Source organism: Pseudocitrobacter sp. 2023LY-00077 (assembly GCF_055796175.1).
In genome coordinates this window covers 166,366-182,786 of sequence record NZ_JBSPEI010000011.1, presented here as the reverse complement: position 1 = coordinate 182,786, position 16,421 = coordinate 166,366, and the positions used below count along the sequence as shown (strand labels likewise).

Sequence of the window (16,421 nt, the reverse complement as noted above, 5' to 3'; positions counted from 1 at the left end):
AGCACAAAATAATATTAGTGAGAAAAATCAATCTGATTCTTTATTTGCGGCATAATACCTTGTCAGAAAAATAGCACTTTTTTCTGACGGAAACGGACAAATCCTGTTTTTGTATGAGTACGAAATATCCGCAGGGGAATAATCTTATTACCATATGTGAAATTTTGTATATGCTTGGCAACGTGCCGGGATGCAGTAACATATTCGTTTTTTACAAGGGGGTAATCAATAGTTTAATTACATCGACCGGAGGTATTCTATGAGAGGCTATGTCCTCGCAGCACTACTGACATTCACTCCTATGGGTGTTTATGCGCATTCTAATTCAAATGAACATCCTGATTTGTCCTCCCTGTCTGCTGAAGATTACGCGTTACCAGATAAATTGAACTTACCTCGCAATGCGACCAACGCATGGATCAAACAGAATGGTGATGGGCTCCGGGCTGATATTGATCAATATCATACAGGTAGAAATACCAACGCAATTATTCAACAACAAGGTGGAGGGCATACGGCTGATATTACACAACTTTATGGCAATAATGATCTTGCTATTATTAGTCAGGCGGGTTGGGGTAATGATGCTGAAATAATACAAAAAGGTTCTGGGAACGCAGCGGCTATTTCTCAGGACGGTTATTCGAATTATGCGAAAATTGTTCAGGTTGGAAATAACCTGGCAGGTATTAAGGTAAGTCAAACTGGAGTAGGTAAAACTATCACCGTAAAAGTCACCCATGGCTATACGAGGTAGTTCATTTAACCCGTTACGTTAACTACATAATAGGTACTACTATGAATCTCTGGAAATTGACAGCAATCGCATCATTAGTTATTTCTGGAAGTGCCTTCGCGCAATATACCGGACCTGCGGTAACCGACGGTGGTAATTCCGAACTCACCACAACCGCTGGGCTTGCTAACGACGCGGTTGCCGCACACGGCAGCGAATTACCAGGCTTCGGGCCGAATGCGGGTAACAACAGTGAACACGTCGCCATCTACCAGGGCGGCTCAAGCGGCAGTGGCCATGGTGGCCACGGCGGTCATGGCGGTTGGGATGATAAAGGCGGCTCGGGTTATGGCAGCGGCAATAATCTGGCCAACGTCGAGCAGGATGGGGCAAAAGGCTCCTCAACGCTGATTTATCAGGAAGGGGGAAATAACTCCCTGAGCACCCTGCAAACCGCCAAAAACAGCCTGTTGTATATCCGCCAAAGCGGGGGTAAAAACAACACCATCGGTACCGGTCTACTCGATTCGAAAGGCGGCTCTTCCGGTAATACCTTCACCCAAAGTGGTTCTGATAACCAAATGGTGATTAACCAGGATCAGAGTGATAACCACATCTACAGCCCTGGCCAATCAGGTACGCATAACAAGGCGGTGATTTACCAGAAAGGTAAAAATGACCTGACCGCGAACCTTTCCGGTAACTATAACGAAGCCTATATTAGCCAGAATGGCCAGGGCAACGGCGCAACCGTGAATCAGTCAGGTAGCTTCAACGACCTGACACTGAAACAGAAAGGCAACTACAACACCGCAGACCTGACGCAAACCGGCGGCGGCTTCTACGACGGTAAAAACGATCGTAAAGGCGGTAGTGGTCACAGCAGCGGAGGCAACGTGCTGGATGTGACTCAGCTTGGCTTCAAAAACGATGCTACGGTTAACCAGAATGGTAGCAGCAACACCATTACGCTTGAACAAAACAGCAGTAATGGTATCGCGACTATCGATCAAAGCGGCGGGACCAGTCGTAACACTGTCACTGCGACCACCAACGTCAATAATGGTCTGGTGGATGTCGATCAGACCAGCGGCACCAAAGACAGCGATGTTGTCATTAATCAGAGTGGCGGCAGCAGCTGGGATAAATCGTTCGATGATGATAAACACGGTGGCGGCTACGGCACCCTGGTGGCAGCCGCTAAAGTGCTGCAAACCAGCGCCAATGGCAGCAGTGTGAACATCAATCAAACCGTCGCAGGCATTTCAACCACGGCATATGTGAAACAGACCGGGTCTGGCAACACAGCAATTGTGAATCAACACTAAGTGATGTTTTGCCTGATGAGCCGCCACGTTTGTGGCGGCTTTTCTGTGCGCGGAATAAAGGAACAAAAACCGGCTGTGCAGAGCAGACAGCCGGCAAGATACGCTATCAGGAGCTGCTTTCGCTCGCGGCTTTCGGCAACGGTGCCTGCGGTGGGGCGAGATTCTGCTGTGGAGCCTGCGCTGGCACGTTCGGGCGAACCGTCTGCGGCGGCGGTGATTGGGTCAGCTCGTCGGGCATCAGCAAGCCTTCTACCGCCTCTTTACGGTAGCGGGTCAGCACTTCGGAGTTGATGTCCGCGGCATTACTCAGCGCCCACAGTTTCTTGTTGATTCCATCGTTAATCAGGTGGATGACGCCTTCTTCAATGGCCGACATCAGGCAGGTCATCACCGGCTCGTTGGTGGTAAAGCCCGCTTCGCCTTCTTACAGACGCTGGTAATCAATAAAGCGGAAGACGCCTGCCTGAATTTCATAAGAGAGAATCGTTTTGCTGGTATTCACCGAGGAGAGCACTTCGCCAGTATGGACATTCACAATACGCAAGTTAACGGCCACCTGATCTAATTGATACTGGGTGCTGCCGCCAATACCAAAATAGCGCGCGCCGAAGCCACCGGTTTTCACGTTGCTGGCATAGCCAATAATCGACCCTTCAACAATCACGTTTGCTGAATAGAGTGAAGGAAGCGGGCTGGCGTTATTATCACCGACGGTACCATTTTGCTGCGCCGCACGAATAATTTTTCGTTCATTAAGCAGGTTATTCAACCCCTGACGCTCCAGAGGAACAAACCAGCGAGAGTCTTTCAGAGAGGAAACCAACATTGCCGTGGCGCTTTGTGGTACCGATGTTGAAAAGTTACTGGCCGGATAAGGCTGGAACTGGCCCGTCTCATCCTGGATATTATAGACAGCAACATATATTTTTCCGCGCGGCTGAGGGAGCGAAACCAGATCTTTATAGGTCGCATCACGCGGAAGTAATGTAGGTTTGGCGGCTTCTTGTGGCGGTGTTGTAATGCACCCAGACAAGAGTCCAGCTACAACTGCCAGAGTAACGATACGCATCTTGTTCTTGCCTCTCTGAATGGTGACATTTAAATACCCCTCTGTGAAATATTTACGCAAGAAGCCGTGAGCACAATTAATAATAATTAATTGCGCTACGACTATTTTCCGGGTTGTAAATTACAACAGCACAAAAGGACTATTTCTATATAATATATTTCAGATTAGTATTCGTCGGAGGAAAGGTCTCCAGTTTGCAATAACGCTTGATTTATAATCCTTTTTTGTATTTCTTCCTGTACTGATGCGACGGCTTGTGTAATCACCGCATCATAATTTCGCATGACAGGTGAAACTATTGTCTGGAAGACAATATCTTGATTATAGCGAATGGTCATAATACTGCCCCAGCGTGCGCTGGGGCGTTCAATAATAATCAGGTTAATTTTATTATCTGTCCAGTGCTCGCTAAAATCTCGGCAGAACTTTTGTCCCACCGAGGTAACAGCACGAGTGACAATCAACCCTGGAACTTCAAGTTCTGCCGCCGGGGCTGGCGCAAGATGTAAAAGCAGAACTGTCGCCAATACAGGAACGGTTTTCATGATAGTCACCGTAGGTATTTGTTCGCCCAAAACACGGCCTGAGTTCGGTTCTTCACCGAGAGCTTTTTAAAGAGATTGTAGATATGCGTTTTGACTGTGTTCTCGCTGATGAACAGCAGATGAGCAATTTCGATGTTGGAGGCGCCTTGTCGAAGTTTGCTCAGGATCTGTTTTTCGCGATGTGTCAGGTCAACGGTTTCATTCCACTGCGGATGGGACAAATTTAGCTGCTGTGTAAGATAGTCATTAATCGACTTAGGAAAAAATTTCTCACCCCGGCATACGGTTCTGATACCTTCTATTAAATTTTCTTCGCCGGTTTCTGTATGGAATATGCCGTTAATCATCGGCCATTCGACAATGTCGCGGTGATGATAATGTGGCGGAATATTAAAAAGCAGTGTTTTAAACTTTTTCTGGCAGTTTTGCAGATCCTGGCACCACTGCCGCGAAGTCTGTTCTTCAAGGGACATCATGTCGAATAAAAGCAGATCGCCATCCTCAATCGTTGAACTGTCGATGACATCGCAATGTTTAAGTGTCACTTCATTGTAGAAACGCTTCTTAAGTGCCTGTAACAAAAGCGTTGATTGCAACGACGGCTTTGTTATCAGAAACAAAAATCTGGGCTCAGACGGATTCTTATTCGTTCTCATGGTTCACTCCAGAGAGATATATGCCATTTTTATATAGTTGAAATATAAGGTTAAACAGTAACAACACGCACGCTCAGGCGGCCGCAGGAAGCGCGGCAATGCCAATGGACTACGAAATATGAATTAATCTAAAATTTAGGTAGGGCAAATTAATTAAACAAGTTTATATAGTGTAACAAAATGTAAATTTGAGTTATGTTTTTTTCTAAACTCAGTTTCGTATGATGAATGTCAAAGTTTAAAAACAGAATTAATTTTTACTTTATTGATATCTAATGAATTTATCAAAAATAATAAAAAAGCATTAGTTACATTATCTGCACGGTTGAGATAGATTTTTATTAATTTTATTAAGCAATTTAATGGTATTATAAATAATATATTTGAGGATTTTCACCTGTGACAATAATAGCTTAGGACAATTCTTATTGAACTCATGGCGATGGAGGTTATGAGCGCGTTATGTTGGCTCGGTCTGGTCGCTGACACACTACAGAGAGGTTAATCATAAGATGCCTGGTCTCATTCTTGCTGCAATGGTCATTGGAACGTTGAGCTTTGAGTCGAAGAAAGAAGGCGATCAGGTTACCGTGATCCCGATGGTGACGCTGCCCGTAGAGTGCCAGTGCGAAGTCAGCATGGAAACCGAACGACTGGGCGCATCGGGCACCAGTCGAAGCCGGCAAAAAAGTGTGCTGGTGATTCATGCGCGCAGACCGCAGGCGCTGGCCACGCTGATACTGACGCCTGCGCCGGGCGACAACGTGGTGGTGACCGTGCGCGTGTCTGATGGCCGCAATATCGATCTCACAGAAACCTGGACCCTTGACCCACAAAAAACCTGAATGCCTCTCTGTCTAAAGTATCTTCCCCCACTGCCGATAGCTTCTCTGTTGGTAATCGCGGTTTGAATTGCCAATAGCGGGTCATTTAACTCTCTGAAAATAAATGACGTATTGAACAACACAACATTTAATTTCATTCGCTGATTGCTGATTCCTCCAAAACATCTCATGTGCTGCTAGCCTGAAAAGATGCACAGATGACCCATCGTAATCAACAATCAGGGATGAGGCTTTGTGAAGAGGCTTACATGAAAGCATTTTTCGGTAATGCGTTGTTGATACTCTGTTTTACTCCCGCCGTCTGTTTCGATGCGCTGGCGGGGTCCGAGCGATTAGGCCAGGGAGGCGTTATTCACTTTCGCGGGCAAATTGTTGAAGGGGGATGCACGGTGGACCCCTCGATGCGCAATGTTAAAGTTTCTTGTTACCGCGACGGTAATCATCATCAAAATACGATTCCTGTTACGTCGCTTTCGCACGGAGAAACACAACATCTGAAGGATGCCACGCTGGATATGCAGTGGCTGAATAAACAGAAAACGCTTGCTGTGATAAGCGTGCAGTATCAATAATGGCAACCCCGCAGAGGGTTTCTATTATTTGTCAGTAAGCTCACCACCTCTATTGTCTAAACGGATAACAGGTTTGTGGTCGGCAGGAGGTCAGCATGACAGCACGTATTCAGGTGTTGCAGGGAGATATCACCCAACTTGACGTGGATGTGATCGTCAATGCGGCAAACCCATCTCTGATGGGTGGTGGCGGCGTTGATGGTGCCATTCACCGTGCCGCAGGCCCGGCGTTAGAAGAAGCCTGTGCGGTCGTGCGTCAGCAACAAGGGACATGCCCGCCGGGTCATGCTGTGATTACCCACGCGGGTAATCTGAAGGCGAAGGCGGTTATCCATACTGTCGGGCCAGTATGGAAAGGCGGCGATGCGCATGAAGCCTCGCTGCTGGAGCAGGCCTATCGTAACAGCTTGCAGCTAGCGCTGGATAACGGCTATCAGAGCGTTGCGTTTCCGGCAATCTCGACAGGCGTGTACGGCTACCCGAAACCCGCCGCCGCAGAAATCGCTTTTCATACGGTTGAGCGTTTTCTGACGTTTCACCGCACGCCGGAGAAAGTCTGGTTTGTTTGTTATGACGAAGAGAACGCCCGGCTGTATAAACGGTTATTAAGCCAACAGGGCGACGACGTCGACGCATAAAAAAACGCCTGATACCGCAACGTATCAGGCGTTTTTGTTTGGGCGTTAGCCGCGTGAAGGCTGCGCTTTTTCAACCTTCTGCTGCGGTTTTCCTGAGAACAGGAAACGCAGTAGCGGAATACGCAGGTGGATCTCGTACAGCACCAGCGCGCACCCAATCACAAAGACCAGCCCGGTAACAAAGCCCACGATATTGGAGCTAATATTCGGCGTGATCCACGCGCCATAAAACAGCGTTAGCGGATGGTGCACCAGGTAGATAAACAGTGAGGCGTTAACGAAATAGGTCACGCGCGCAGACTGGAAATTCAGCAGGCGGTGGCCCAGCGAGAACACAACATTAACCATCCACAGACCCAGCACCATGGTGATCACCGACTCGGTTTCATACATCCACGCATCGCCGGAGCCGTATTGTTGATTCAGACGATAGGCGATGAAACCAGCAATGGCGGCAATCACGCACGGCCAGGAGGTGGTGGTAAACAGCTCTTTCACGCGTGGGTGAATAAATGCCAGCGCGCCCAGCACGAAGAAGGGGATATAGAACAGCGTTTGCATCACCGCAAAGTTAAACAGGCCGTCGCTGAGAATGGGCGGGTAAACGATAAACAGCGTGCGTCGGATTGCGGCGTACAGCACGCCCAACAGCAGGAACCAGACCGTCAGTTTTCCCATGGTCAGGTTATCTAAACACCCTGGCGTCTGACGGCGTTTAATGACCTTGAATGCCCAGATGCCAAGTGTGGTCAACACCACAAGAACCAATAAAAACCACAGATGTGACACCAGTTCCCATGCCAGCGTATTATATTTGTCATAGAGCGACAGCGTGTGCCAGCTTTCCGTCTTGCCTTTGACGTGTTGCAGCATCAAAAACTGCGGCAGCGTCAGCAGAGGGATCGCGGTCAACATGGGGATCCCGACGCGCTCTACGCGCACTTTCCACCATTTCTTCAGCGGATAACGCAAAAACAGCATGTAGGAGAAGTAGCCGGAGATGACAAAAAACACCTGCATGCGGAAGGCATGAATAAAATCATTAAATAGCGTGAGCCACCATGAGGGTTCAACGCTGTTAACATGCCAGGTGTGGCTGGAGTAAATCAGAGAAATGTGAAAAGGGATACCCAGGAGCATCAGCCATGCGCGGATGGAATCGAGGAAATACTCGCGCTGTGCAGGTACATTATTCATAGAGTTAGCTAAATTCTCAGACTATTCGTCTTATCGCACGCGGCGATAACGTTTACATTCGACGCAACCCTACACGAAGTCCGGGTACCTGTCTCCAGGATAAGCACGCAAAGTGCAAAAAGCAGTTAACGGTTGCTTATTCCCTGAGCCGCTATGCTGAACAATATGGGGATTATGTTGTCGGATTGCTTGAGTTTCCAGTAAAATGGATCGGATCGATTTAAGCACACAAAGGGGGAAGTGCTTAGCTATATGAACAATAAACCACAGATGATGAAAATGCGCTGGATTGGCGCTGCCGTAATGTTGTCCCTGTGTACTTCATCTGCATGGGCGTTTAGCATTGATGACGTTGCAAAGCAGGCGAAATCACTGGCCGGGAAGAGCTATGAAGCGCCGAAAAGCAACCTGCCTTCCGTATTCCGCGAGATGAAATACGCGGACTACCAACAGATTCAGTTCAACCACGATAAGGCCTACTGGAGCAACGTTAAGACCCCATTTAAGCTCGAGTTCTACCACCAGGGTATGTACTTCGACACGCCGGTTACCATTAACGAAGTTACCGCTACGTCCGTACGCAAAATTAAATACAACCCGGACTACTTTAACTTCGGTGATGTACAACACGATAAAGACACGGTAAAAGACCTTGGCTTCGCCGGTTTTAAAGTGCTTTATCCTATCAACAGCAAAGGCAAAAACGACGAAATCGTCAGCATGCTGGGTGCCAGCTATTTCCGTGTCCTGGGCCAGGGGCAGGTGTATGGCTTATCCGCACGTGGTCTTGCTATCGACACCGCTTTACCGTCCGGTGAAGAATTCCCGCGTTTCCGTGAATACTGGATCGAGCGTCCGAAAGCCACCGACAAGCGCCTGACCATCTACGCACTGCTGGATTCTCCACGCGCCACCGGAGCTTACCGTTTTGTCATCATGCCGGGTCGCGACACGGTTGTGGATGTACAAACCAAAATCTACCTGCGTGACAAAGTCGGTAAACTGGGTGTCGCGCCGCTGACCAGTATGTTCCTGTTCGGGCCGAACCAGCCGTCGCAGGTCACTAACTATCGCCCGGAACTGCATGACTCCAACGGTCTGTCTATTCACGCGGGCAACGGTGAGTGGATCTGGCGTCCGCTGAATAACCCGAAACATCTGGCCGTCAGCAGCTATGCGACTGAAAATCCGCAGGGTTTTGGCCTGCTGCAACGTGGCCGTCAGTTCTCCCGCTTTGAAGATCTCGACGATCGTTATGACCTGCGCCCAAGCGCCTGGATCACGCCGAAAGGTGACTGGGGCAAAGGCACCGTCGAACTGGTTGAAATTCCGACCAACGATGAAACCAACGATAACATCGTCGCTTACTGGACACCGGACCAACTCCCGGAAGCCGGTAAAGAGATGAACTACAAATACAGCATCACCTTCAGCCGTGACGAAGACAAACTGCATGCGCCGGATAGCGCGTACGTCATGCAGACGCGTCGCTCTACCGGTGATGTGAAACAGTCCAACCTGATTCGTCAACCGGATGGCACGATGGCCTTTGTGGTTGATTTCACCGGTGCGGACATGAAAAAACTGCCGCAGGATACGCCTGTTACTTCACAAGCCAGCATTGGCGACAACGGTGAAATCGTTGAAAACAGCGTACGTTATAACCCGGTCACTAAAGGCTGGCGCTTGACGTTGCGCGTTAAAGTGAAAGATCCGAAGAAAACCACTGAAATGCGCGCGGCGCTGGTCAACGCTGACCAAACGCTGAGTGAAACCTGGAGCTATCAGCTGCCTGCCAATGAATAAGACAACGAAGTACATTGACGCGCTGTCGCTCACGGAGGCTGAAAAATCGGCGCTGCCCGATTCCAGCCTGCGTGCCGTGCACGAAGCGCTGGATACCGAGCATCAAACGTTTGAACGCGATGACGATACCCCGCTCGCATCCGTGAAAGCGCGTCTTGAGCAAAACTGGCCAGACTCTCTGGCCGGTGACCAGCTCATCAAAGATGACGAAGGCCGCACCCAGCTTCAGGCAATGCCGAAAGCGAAGCGATCTTCCATGTTCCCGGACCCGTGGCGCACCAACCCAATTGGTCGCTTCTGGGATCGCCTGCGCGGTCGTGATGTTACCCCGCGCTATGTCTCTCGTCTGACGAAAGAAGAGCAGGAGCACGAGCAAAAATGGCGTACGACGGGTTCTATCCGCCGTTACATTTTGCTAATCCTGACGCTTGCACAGACTGTGGTGGCGACCTGGTACATGAAAACCATTCTGCCGTATCAGGGCTGGGCATTTATTAACCCTGCCGATATGGTCGGCCAGGACCTGTGGGTCTCCTTTATGCAGCTGCTGCCGTATCTGCTGCAAAGTGGCATCCTGGTGCTGTTTGCTGTGCTGTTCTGTTGGGTCTCTGCCGGTTTCTGGACCGCGCTGATGGGCTTCCTGCAACTGCTGATTGGCCGGGATAAATACAGTATTTCCGCGTCCACGGTGGGTGATGAAGCGCTGAACCCGGAACATCGCACTGCGCTTATCATGCCTATCTGTAACGAGGACGTCGATCGCGTCTTCGCGGGCCTGCGTGCAACGTGGGAATCGGTGAAAGCGACCGGTCAGCAGAAACACTTCGATGTGTACATTCTGAGCGACAGCTACAACCCGGATATCTGCGTTGCTGAGCAGAAAGCGTGGATGGAGCTGATTGCCGAAGTGCAGGGCGAAGGGCAGATCTTCTACCGTCGTCGTCGTCGTCGTGTGAAGCGTAAAAGCGGTAACATCGATGACTTCTGCCGCCGCTGGGGTAGCGAATACAGCTACATGGTGGTGCTGGATGCCGACTCCGTGATGTCCGGCGATTGCCTGACCAACCTCGTGCGCCTGATGGAAGCGAACCCGAATGCCGGGATCATCCAGTCATCGCCGCGTGCGTCCGGTATGGATACGCTGTATGCCCGTTGCCAGCAGTTCGCCACACGCGTCTATGGCCCGCTGTTTACCGCCGGTCTTCACTTCTGGCAGTTGGGTGAATCCCACTACTGGGGGCATAACGCGATTATCCGCGTGAAACCGTTTATCGAGCACTGTGCGTTAGCACCGCTGCCGGGCGACGGTAACTTTGCCGGGTCGATTCTGTCGCACGACTTCGTGGAAGCCGCGTTGATGCGTCGTGCAGGGTGGGGCGTGTGGATAGCCTATGACCTGCCGGGCTCCTATGAAGAACTGCCGCCAAACCTGCTCGATGAGTTGAAACGTGACCGTCGCTGGTGTCAGGGTAACCTGATGAACTTCCGCCTGTTCCTGGTAAAAGGGATGCACCCGGTTCACCGTGCGGTGTTCCTGACTGGCGTAATGTCTTACCTTTCTGCGCCGCTGTGGTTCCTGTTCCTGGCGTTGTCTACGGCGCTTCAGGTGGTGCATGCGCTCACCGAGCCGCAGTACTTCCTGCAACCCCGCCAGCTGTTCCCGGTGTGGCCGCAGTGGCGTCCTGAACTGGCGATTGCGCTGTTTGCTTCAACCATGGTGCTGCTGTTCCTGCCGAAACTGCTCAGTATTATTCTGGTGTGGTGTAAGGGGCCGAAAGAGTACGGCGGCTTTATCCGCGTGACGATTTCTCTGCTGCTGGAAGTACTGTTCTCCGTGCTGCTGGCACCGGTGCGTATGCTGTTCCACACCGTGTTCGTGGTCAGCGCGTTCCTTGGCTGGGAAGTGGTCTGGAACTCGCCGCAGCGTGATGATGACTCTACGCCGTGGGGCGAAGCGTTTATGCGTCACGGCTCTCAGCTGTTGCTGGGTCTGGTGTGGGCCGTTGGTATGGCATGGCTGGATCTGCGTTTCCTGTTCTGGCTGGCGCCGATTGTCTTCTCGCTGATCCTTTCGCCGTTCGTCTCGGTTATTTCGAGCCGTTCAACGATGGGTTTGCGCACCAAGCGCTGGAAATTGTTCCTGATCCCGGAAGAGTACAACACGCCGAAAGTGCTGGCGGATACGGATGCCTACCTGCAACTGAACCGCAATCGCACGCTGGAAGATGGCTTTATGCACGCGGTGTTTAACCCGTCATATAACGCGCTGGCGACAGCCATGGCAACCGCACGTCACCGTGCCAGCCATGTGCTGGAGATTGCGCGCGACCGCCACGTTGAGCAGGCGCTGAACGAAACGCCGGACAAACTTAACCGCGACCGTCGTTTAGTGCTGCTGAGTGACCCGGTGACCATGGCGCGTATGCACTATCGCGTATGGGCTGCGCCTGAGAAATACACATCCTGGGTGGATGAGTATTCGAAACTGGCGATTAACCCGCTGGCGATGAAAGCAAAATAAGCCGTAAAAATAAGAAAATACCGGCGTTAAAGCCGGTATTTTTTTGTCTGACGTTGAGGTATTGCATGAAATTCGTACTGGTCATCGCGATGACGCTGTTATTGAGCGGATGCGGCAGCGTTATCAGTCGCACCATTCCGGGCCAGGGGCACGGAAACCAATACTATCCCGGCGTGCAGTGGGACCTGCGTGACTCCGCGTGGCGTTGGCTGACGATAATTGACCTGCCATTTTCGCTGATCTTCGATACGCTCCTGTTGCCTATCGACGCCAGCCACGGCCCTTACGAATAATCAGCGCTCATCCCACTCATCTGCGGCAGCCTGGCCCTCCTCGGTATCCAGCGAGGGTTCAAGCTGAAATTCGCCTTCATCCCATTCATGCAGCGTATTCTCTTCCAGCCACTCCTGGCGTAACTCAATTTCGTCATAATCGCCGTCAAAGACGCTCTGGGCCGCTTCCCCACTCAGGACCGGCAGGCACTCGCCTTCTTCGCTGTCGTCGGCAAAGAATTCTGCCTGCCACATGATATCGCCATCCTGCAAAACGTACTTCTGGATATTCAACTGCTGAACATCCGCATCGCTCTCTTCAACGGAGGGGTTATCGGCGAGGAACTCTTCTCGCGCCGCGTCAATAGCTTCTTCAAGCGTGGCATACATAGTCATCTTATTCTCCCTGCGATTTGACGTGGTCTCGGGTGTTGCCCGTTCAGACGGGCAACATTCCGGGTATATTCAGGGAAAGAATAGCTTAAGATTGGAACGGGCAAGAAAAAATGGCTGAAAATCACCCGACTGTCTTAGCCGGGGCGCGACGACGCAGGCTAAAGCCGGTATAAATCGCATTGCACAACACCACCGCGGCGGTAATGCAGAACACCGCGCGAAAACCGTAGGTCGCCGACACCGCCGAGCCAATCAACGGCCCGGTCACGTTACCAATATCGCGAAACGACTGGTTATAGCTGAACACCCGCCCGGCAATCTGGTTGCTGGCGTTATACACCAGCAGCGTTTGCACTGCGGGCAGTAAAGCGCCATCGGCGGCGCCAAGCAGAAAACGCAGGATGCCAAGCTGCAACGGATTTTGTACAAACGACATGGGGATCAGCAGCAGCACGGAGAGAACCAGCGCGGTGATAAGAATTTTTTCCGGACCAATTCTGTCGCCCAGTTTCCCCAGCCTTGGCGCGCTCAGCAGCGCGGCGACGCCGGGTACGGAGGCAATCATCCCGCTGATAAACGCAATGTTGCTGACGTTGCCGGCGAGATCGCGCACGTAAAGCGTCAGAATCGGCGCAATAGAGCCGGTGGCGACCTGGATAATCAGGGTGGTGACAAACAGGCTGAGCACCAGTTTGGGGTTCTTCAGCGAGCTGATTACCTCGCGGGCGTGAAGCATCTCTTTTTTATTGACCGGGGTGAACTGTTCGCGAATCAGCAGCAAGGTCAATACAAAGCACAGGAACAGCACTGTGGCAGTAATGAAAAAGACGGGTCGTAAACCGTAGCTATCGGCCAGCAAACCGCCTGCCAGCGGCCCGAGGAGCGCGCCGCTGACGCCACCCGTTGAAAGTGTCCCCAACGCCCAGCCGCTTTTATTTCGTGGTACCTGAGTGGCAATCAGCGCATTGGCATTGGGCACAAAACCGCCCAGCACGCCAAGCAGCGCGCGCAGCACTAAAAATTGCCAGATATTCTGTGCCAGACCCATCAGCAGCATGACGATAGCCATTCCCAGCGCCGAGCGCAGTAGCATGATTTTTCGGCCTTTTCGATCGGCCAGACCGCCCCAGAATGGCGAAGCAATGGCGGAAAACAGGAACGTAATACTGAAGACAATCCCTGACCACAGATTAAGTTCGCTGTGGCCGGTCACGCCAAGTTGCTCGACGTAGAGAGGAAGAAAAGGCATCACCAGGCTGAATGCCGCGCCGGTCAGGAAGCAGCCAAGCCAGGCGATGGTAAGATTACGTTTCCAGTTTATGGGAGCATCAACATCAGAAGCAGGCATAAAATTCCAAAAGTGAGCAGGGGAACAGATAATTCAATAAGCCTGCTAATTATGCGCTCGTGTGATTGTTACTGCAATGCCAGGCATCAGCGCAGCCGTGAAGGCTGCGCTAACGTTCAGTAGCGGGAAGGCATCCCTTTCGGGCGCGTCTTGAAGCGACGGTGTAGCCACATATACTGCTCCGGGGCCATCATGATGCACTTCTCGACAATCTTGTTCATCCACGCGGCCGTGGTTTCTGCGTCATCCAGCGGCGGGGAGAGTTCCGGCTCAAGGATAATCAACTCGTAGCCTTTGCCGTCAGGTTTGCGGCGCGGCACAAATGGCACAATACTGGCCTTCGACATGCGTGCCAGCATCCAGGTGCCTGACGTCGTGGCGGCTTGCTCGACGGCAAACAACGGCGCAAATACGCTGGCGCGCGGGCCGTAGTCGTGGTCAGGCGCATACCAAACGATTTCGCCGTTTTTCAGCGCGCGGATCATGCCTTTCAAATCTTTCCGGTCGATCATCGATTTATTGGAACGCATCCGCCCCCAGGTTTGCAGTAAATCGATAACCGGGTTGTCGTTCGGGCGATAGACGCCAATGCCTGGGTTGAAGAAACCGAACATTCGCGCACCCATTTCGAGCGTCAGAAAGTGAATACCGATCAGCAAAATACCGCGTTTCTGTTCCTGCATGGCGGAGATATGCTCCAGACCGCTGGCATCCGTCCAGCGATCGATACGGCGATCGGGCCAGAACCACGCCATCCCGGTTTCCATCAGGCCCATACCGACCGATTCGAAATTCTTCACCACATGTTGATGACGTTCGGCTTCACTCATTTGCGGGAAGCATAATTCGAGATTGCGATAAGCGATTTTTGAGCGGCGTTTCATAAAACGCAGCGCCACGCGGCCAATGGCATTGCCGAGACGATAAATGATCGGGTAGGGCAACTGTACGATAAGCCACAGCAGGCCAATTCCCAGCCAGGTTAGCCAGTAACGTGGATGCAGCAACGCCGCGGTAAATTTGGGTAACTGGGTCATGTCTTTCCTGTTTTATCGAGCCACTCCCGCTATTGTCGCATTATTTTCCCGCCAGCCAAACTGACGAGGGTACGAGTGTCGATAATTCGAGCAAATGTTTCAGTCGATGTTTTTATAGAGAGACAAATGTAGCGCAAAATGTGTGGATGTAAATTGTCGATGATTGCTATATCATCCGCCCGATCTATATATTTCATTCCCTTTTGCAGGATTAGAGCACCATGCCAGTGTTACATAACCGCATATCGAATGAGACCCTGAAGGCGCAGATGCTCGCTGAAACCGAGCCGCGTACGACAATCTCATTCTATAAGTATTTCACCATCGTTAACCCGAAAGCGACCCGTGATGCCCTTTACCTCGCACTTTCCGAACTGAAAGTGTTTGGTCGCATCTATCTGGCCCATGAAGGGATCAACGCGCAGATTAGCGTTCCCGCAAGCAATGTCGAAGCGCTGCGCGAGTTGTTGTACCGTTTTGACCCTGCGCTGGACGGGCTGCGCTTTAACATCGCGCTGGATGACGACGGCAAATCATTCTGGGTGCTACGCATGAAAGTGCGCGACCGCATTGTGGCGGACGGCATTGACGATCCCTCGTTTGATGCGAACGATGTCGGCGCTTATTTAAAAGCGGCGGAAGTGAACGCGATGCTGGATGACCCGGATGCGGTGTTCATCGATATGCGCAACCACTATGAGTATGAAGTCGGCCATTTCGAACGCGCCATGGAGATCCCGGCAGATACGTTCCGCGATCAGCTACCGAAAGCCGTCGAGATGATGCAGGAACATAAAGACAAGAAGATTGTGATGTACTGCACCGGGGGAATTCGCTGCGAAAAAGCCAGCGCCTGGATGAAACATAACGGGTTTAAGCAGGTGTGGCACATTGAGGGCGGCATTATTGAATATGCCCGCCGCGCGCGTGAGCAGGGGTTACCGGTGCGCTTTATCGGCAAGAACTTTGTGTTTGACGAGCGGATGGGAGAGCGTATTTCTGACGAGGTGATTGCCCACTGCCACCAGTGCGGGACGGCCTGTGACAGTCACACCAATTGCCTGAACGACGGCTGCCATCTGCTCTTCATTCAGTGCCCGGCCTGCGCAGAGAAATATGACGGCTGCTGTAGCGAAGCCTGCCAGGAAGAGCACAAACTGCCGGAAGAGGAACAGCGTAAACGCCGCGCCGGACGTGAAAATGGCAACAAGATTTTCAATAAATCGCGTGGTCGGCTGAATACTAAACTGGGTATTCCTGACCCTCAGTGATCAGGCGAAAAAAATCCAGATAAGATCGATCAGGGCCAGCAGCAGACAGAGCGCGACGTAAATCATAAAGTGCTCGCGCAGATTGTTGACCAGATAGTGATATAGACGCTGCATCATTATTCTCTTTAAAGGCACATCATCGTATGTGCCTGCGTTTTTGTCAGGTGCTTTCGAGTGTAGGCCT

Annotated in this window: 16 protein-coding genes and 1 pseudogene; 9 read left to right on the top strand and 8 right to left on the bottom strand. The window is 51.5% G+C overall.

Going from position 1 to position 16,421, the window contains the following annotated elements; all coding sequences use genetic code 11:
• The first annotated feature begins 259 nt into the window (after positions 1-259).
• Positions 260-757: a hypothetical protein gene (locus tag ACWWFX_RS15815; protein ID WP_276220241.1), complete on the top strand. Its 498-nt coding sequence runs from the start codon at positions 260-262 to the stop codon at positions 755-757.
• Between the two features lie 41 nt (positions 758-798).
• The gene (locus ACWWFX_RS15810) at positions 799-2,064 is read left to right on the top strand and encodes a hypothetical protein (protein WP_456145329.1); all 1,266 of its coding nucleotides are present in this window, start codon (positions 799-801) and stop codon (positions 2,062-2,064) included.
• A 250-nt stretch (positions 2,065-2,314) separates the two neighbouring features.
• Here ACWWFX_RS15810 and ACWWFX_RS15805 read toward each other — a convergent pair.
• The 3 genes and pseudogenes from ACWWFX_RS15805 to csgD form a co-directional block, all read right to left on the bottom strand.
• Positions 2,315-3,133: pseudogene (locus ACWWFX_RS15805) on the bottom strand (CsgG/HfaB family protein); the annotation flags it as partial.
• Positions 3,134-3,297: 164 nt separating this feature from the next.
• A complete protein-coding gene (locus ACWWFX_RS15800; RefSeq protein ID WP_015964903.1) occupies positions 3,298-3,678 on the bottom strand; it encodes a CsgE family curli-type amyloid fiber assembly protein in 381 nt (126 codons plus the stop codon).
• 5 nt (positions 3,679-3,683) lie between these two features.
• Positions 3,684-4,334, bottom strand: a complete 651-nt coding sequence (gene csgD / locus ACWWFX_RS15795) for a biofilm master transcriptional regulator CsgD (protein WP_473224215.1) — start codon at positions 4,332-4,334, stop codon at positions 3,684-3,686.
• Positions 4,335-4,846: 512 nt separating this feature from the next.
• Between csgD and csgC the strand changes: the two genes are divergently transcribed.
• The 3 genes from csgC to ymdB all read left to right on the top strand — a co-directional run bounded on the left by csgC (position 4,847) and on the right by ymdB (position 6,389).
• Positions 4,847-5,179: a curli assembly chaperone CsgC gene (csgC, locus tag ACWWFX_RS15790; RefSeq protein ID WP_473224214.1), complete on the top strand. Its 333-nt coding sequence runs from the start codon at positions 4,847-4,849 to the stop codon at positions 5,177-5,179.
• Between the two features lie 197 nt (positions 5,180-5,376).
• Positions 5,377-5,751 (top strand): fimbrial protein, encoded by a 375-nt coding sequence (locus tag ACWWFX_RS15785; protein ID WP_456145332.1) that lies wholly within the window; start codon positions 5,377-5,379, stop codon positions 5,749-5,751.
• Between the two features lie 95 nt (positions 5,752-5,846).
• Positions 5,847-6,389: an O-acetyl-ADP-ribose deacetylase gene (gene ymdB / locus ACWWFX_RS15780; protein WP_015964899.1), complete on the top strand. Its 543-nt coding sequence runs from the start codon at positions 5,847-5,849 to the stop codon at positions 6,387-6,389.
• Positions 6,390-6,434: 45 nt separating this feature from the next.
• Here the strand turns inward: ymdB and mdoC are convergent, their stop codons facing one another.
• On the bottom strand, positions 6,435-7,586 hold the full coding sequence (gene mdoC, locus ACWWFX_RS15775; RefSeq protein ID WP_473224213.1) for a glucans biosynthesis protein MdoC: 1,152 nt from the start codon (positions 7,584-7,586) through the stop codon (positions 6,435-6,437).
• 252 nt (positions 7,587-7,838) lie between these two features.
• Here mdoC and mdoG point away from each other — a divergent pair, with 252 nt between their 5' ends.
• The 3 genes from mdoG (at position 7,839) to ACWWFX_RS15760 (ending at position 12,206) form a co-directional block, all read left to right on the top strand.
• Complete coding sequence (gene mdoG / locus ACWWFX_RS15770; RefSeq protein ID WP_276220233.1) at positions 7,839-9,392, top strand: glucans biosynthesis protein MdoG; 1,554 nt, start codon at positions 7,839-7,841, stop codon at positions 9,390-9,392.
• On the top strand, positions 9,385-11,913 hold the full coding sequence (gene mdoH, locus ACWWFX_RS15765) for a glucans biosynthesis glucosyltransferase MdoH (protein ID WP_473224212.1): 2,529 nt from the start codon (positions 9,385-9,387) through the stop codon (positions 11,911-11,913). Before mdoG ends, mdoH begins: the two co-directional genes overlap by 8 nt.
• A 65-nt stretch (positions 11,914-11,978) precedes the next feature.
• Entirely contained in the window at positions 11,979-12,206 is a 228-nt protein-coding gene (locus ACWWFX_RS15760; protein WP_015964895.1) for a YceK/YidQ family lipoprotein, read from the top strand.
• Here the strand turns inward: ACWWFX_RS15760 and ACWWFX_RS15755 are convergent, their stop codons facing one another.
• The 3 genes from ACWWFX_RS15755 to ACWWFX_RS15745 form a co-directional block, all read right to left on the bottom strand.
• Positions 12,207-12,581, bottom strand: coding sequence for a MysB family protein (locus ACWWFX_RS15755; protein ID WP_015964894.1), 375 nt, complete (start codon positions 12,579-12,581; stop codon positions 12,207-12,209).
• 121 nt (positions 12,582-12,702) lie between these two features.
• Positions 12,703-13,929, bottom strand: a complete 1,227-nt coding sequence (gene mdtG / locus ACWWFX_RS15750; protein ID WP_276220230.1) for a multidrug efflux MFS transporter MdtG — start codon at positions 13,927-13,929, stop codon at positions 12,703-12,705.
• Positions 13,930-14,045: 116 nt separating this feature from the next.
• Positions 14,046-14,966: a Kdo(2)-lipid IV(A) acyltransferase gene (locus tag ACWWFX_RS15745; protein WP_276220229.1), complete on the bottom strand. Its 921-nt coding sequence runs from the start codon at positions 14,964-14,966 to the stop codon at positions 14,046-14,048.
• A 221-nt stretch (positions 14,967-15,187) separates the two neighbouring features.
• On the opposite strand from ACWWFX_RS15745, the gene trhO reads away from it, so the two are divergent.
• Positions 15,188-16,237 carry an oxygen-dependent tRNA uridine(34) hydroxylase TrhO gene (trhO, locus tag ACWWFX_RS15740; RefSeq protein WP_276220228.1) on the top strand — a complete coding sequence of 350 codons (1,050 nt, stop codon included), beginning with the start codon at positions 15,188-15,190 and terminating at the stop codon, positions 16,235-16,237.
• Here trhO and ACWWFX_RS15735 read toward each other — a convergent pair whose 3' ends face one another.
• Positions 16,238-16,351 carry a DUF2770 family protein gene (locus tag ACWWFX_RS15735; protein ID WP_015964890.1) on the bottom strand — a complete coding sequence of 38 codons (114 nt, stop codon included), beginning with the start codon at positions 16,349-16,351 and terminating at the stop codon, positions 16,238-16,240. It lies immediately after the preceding gene.
• Positions 16,352-16,421: the final 70 nt, after the last annotated feature.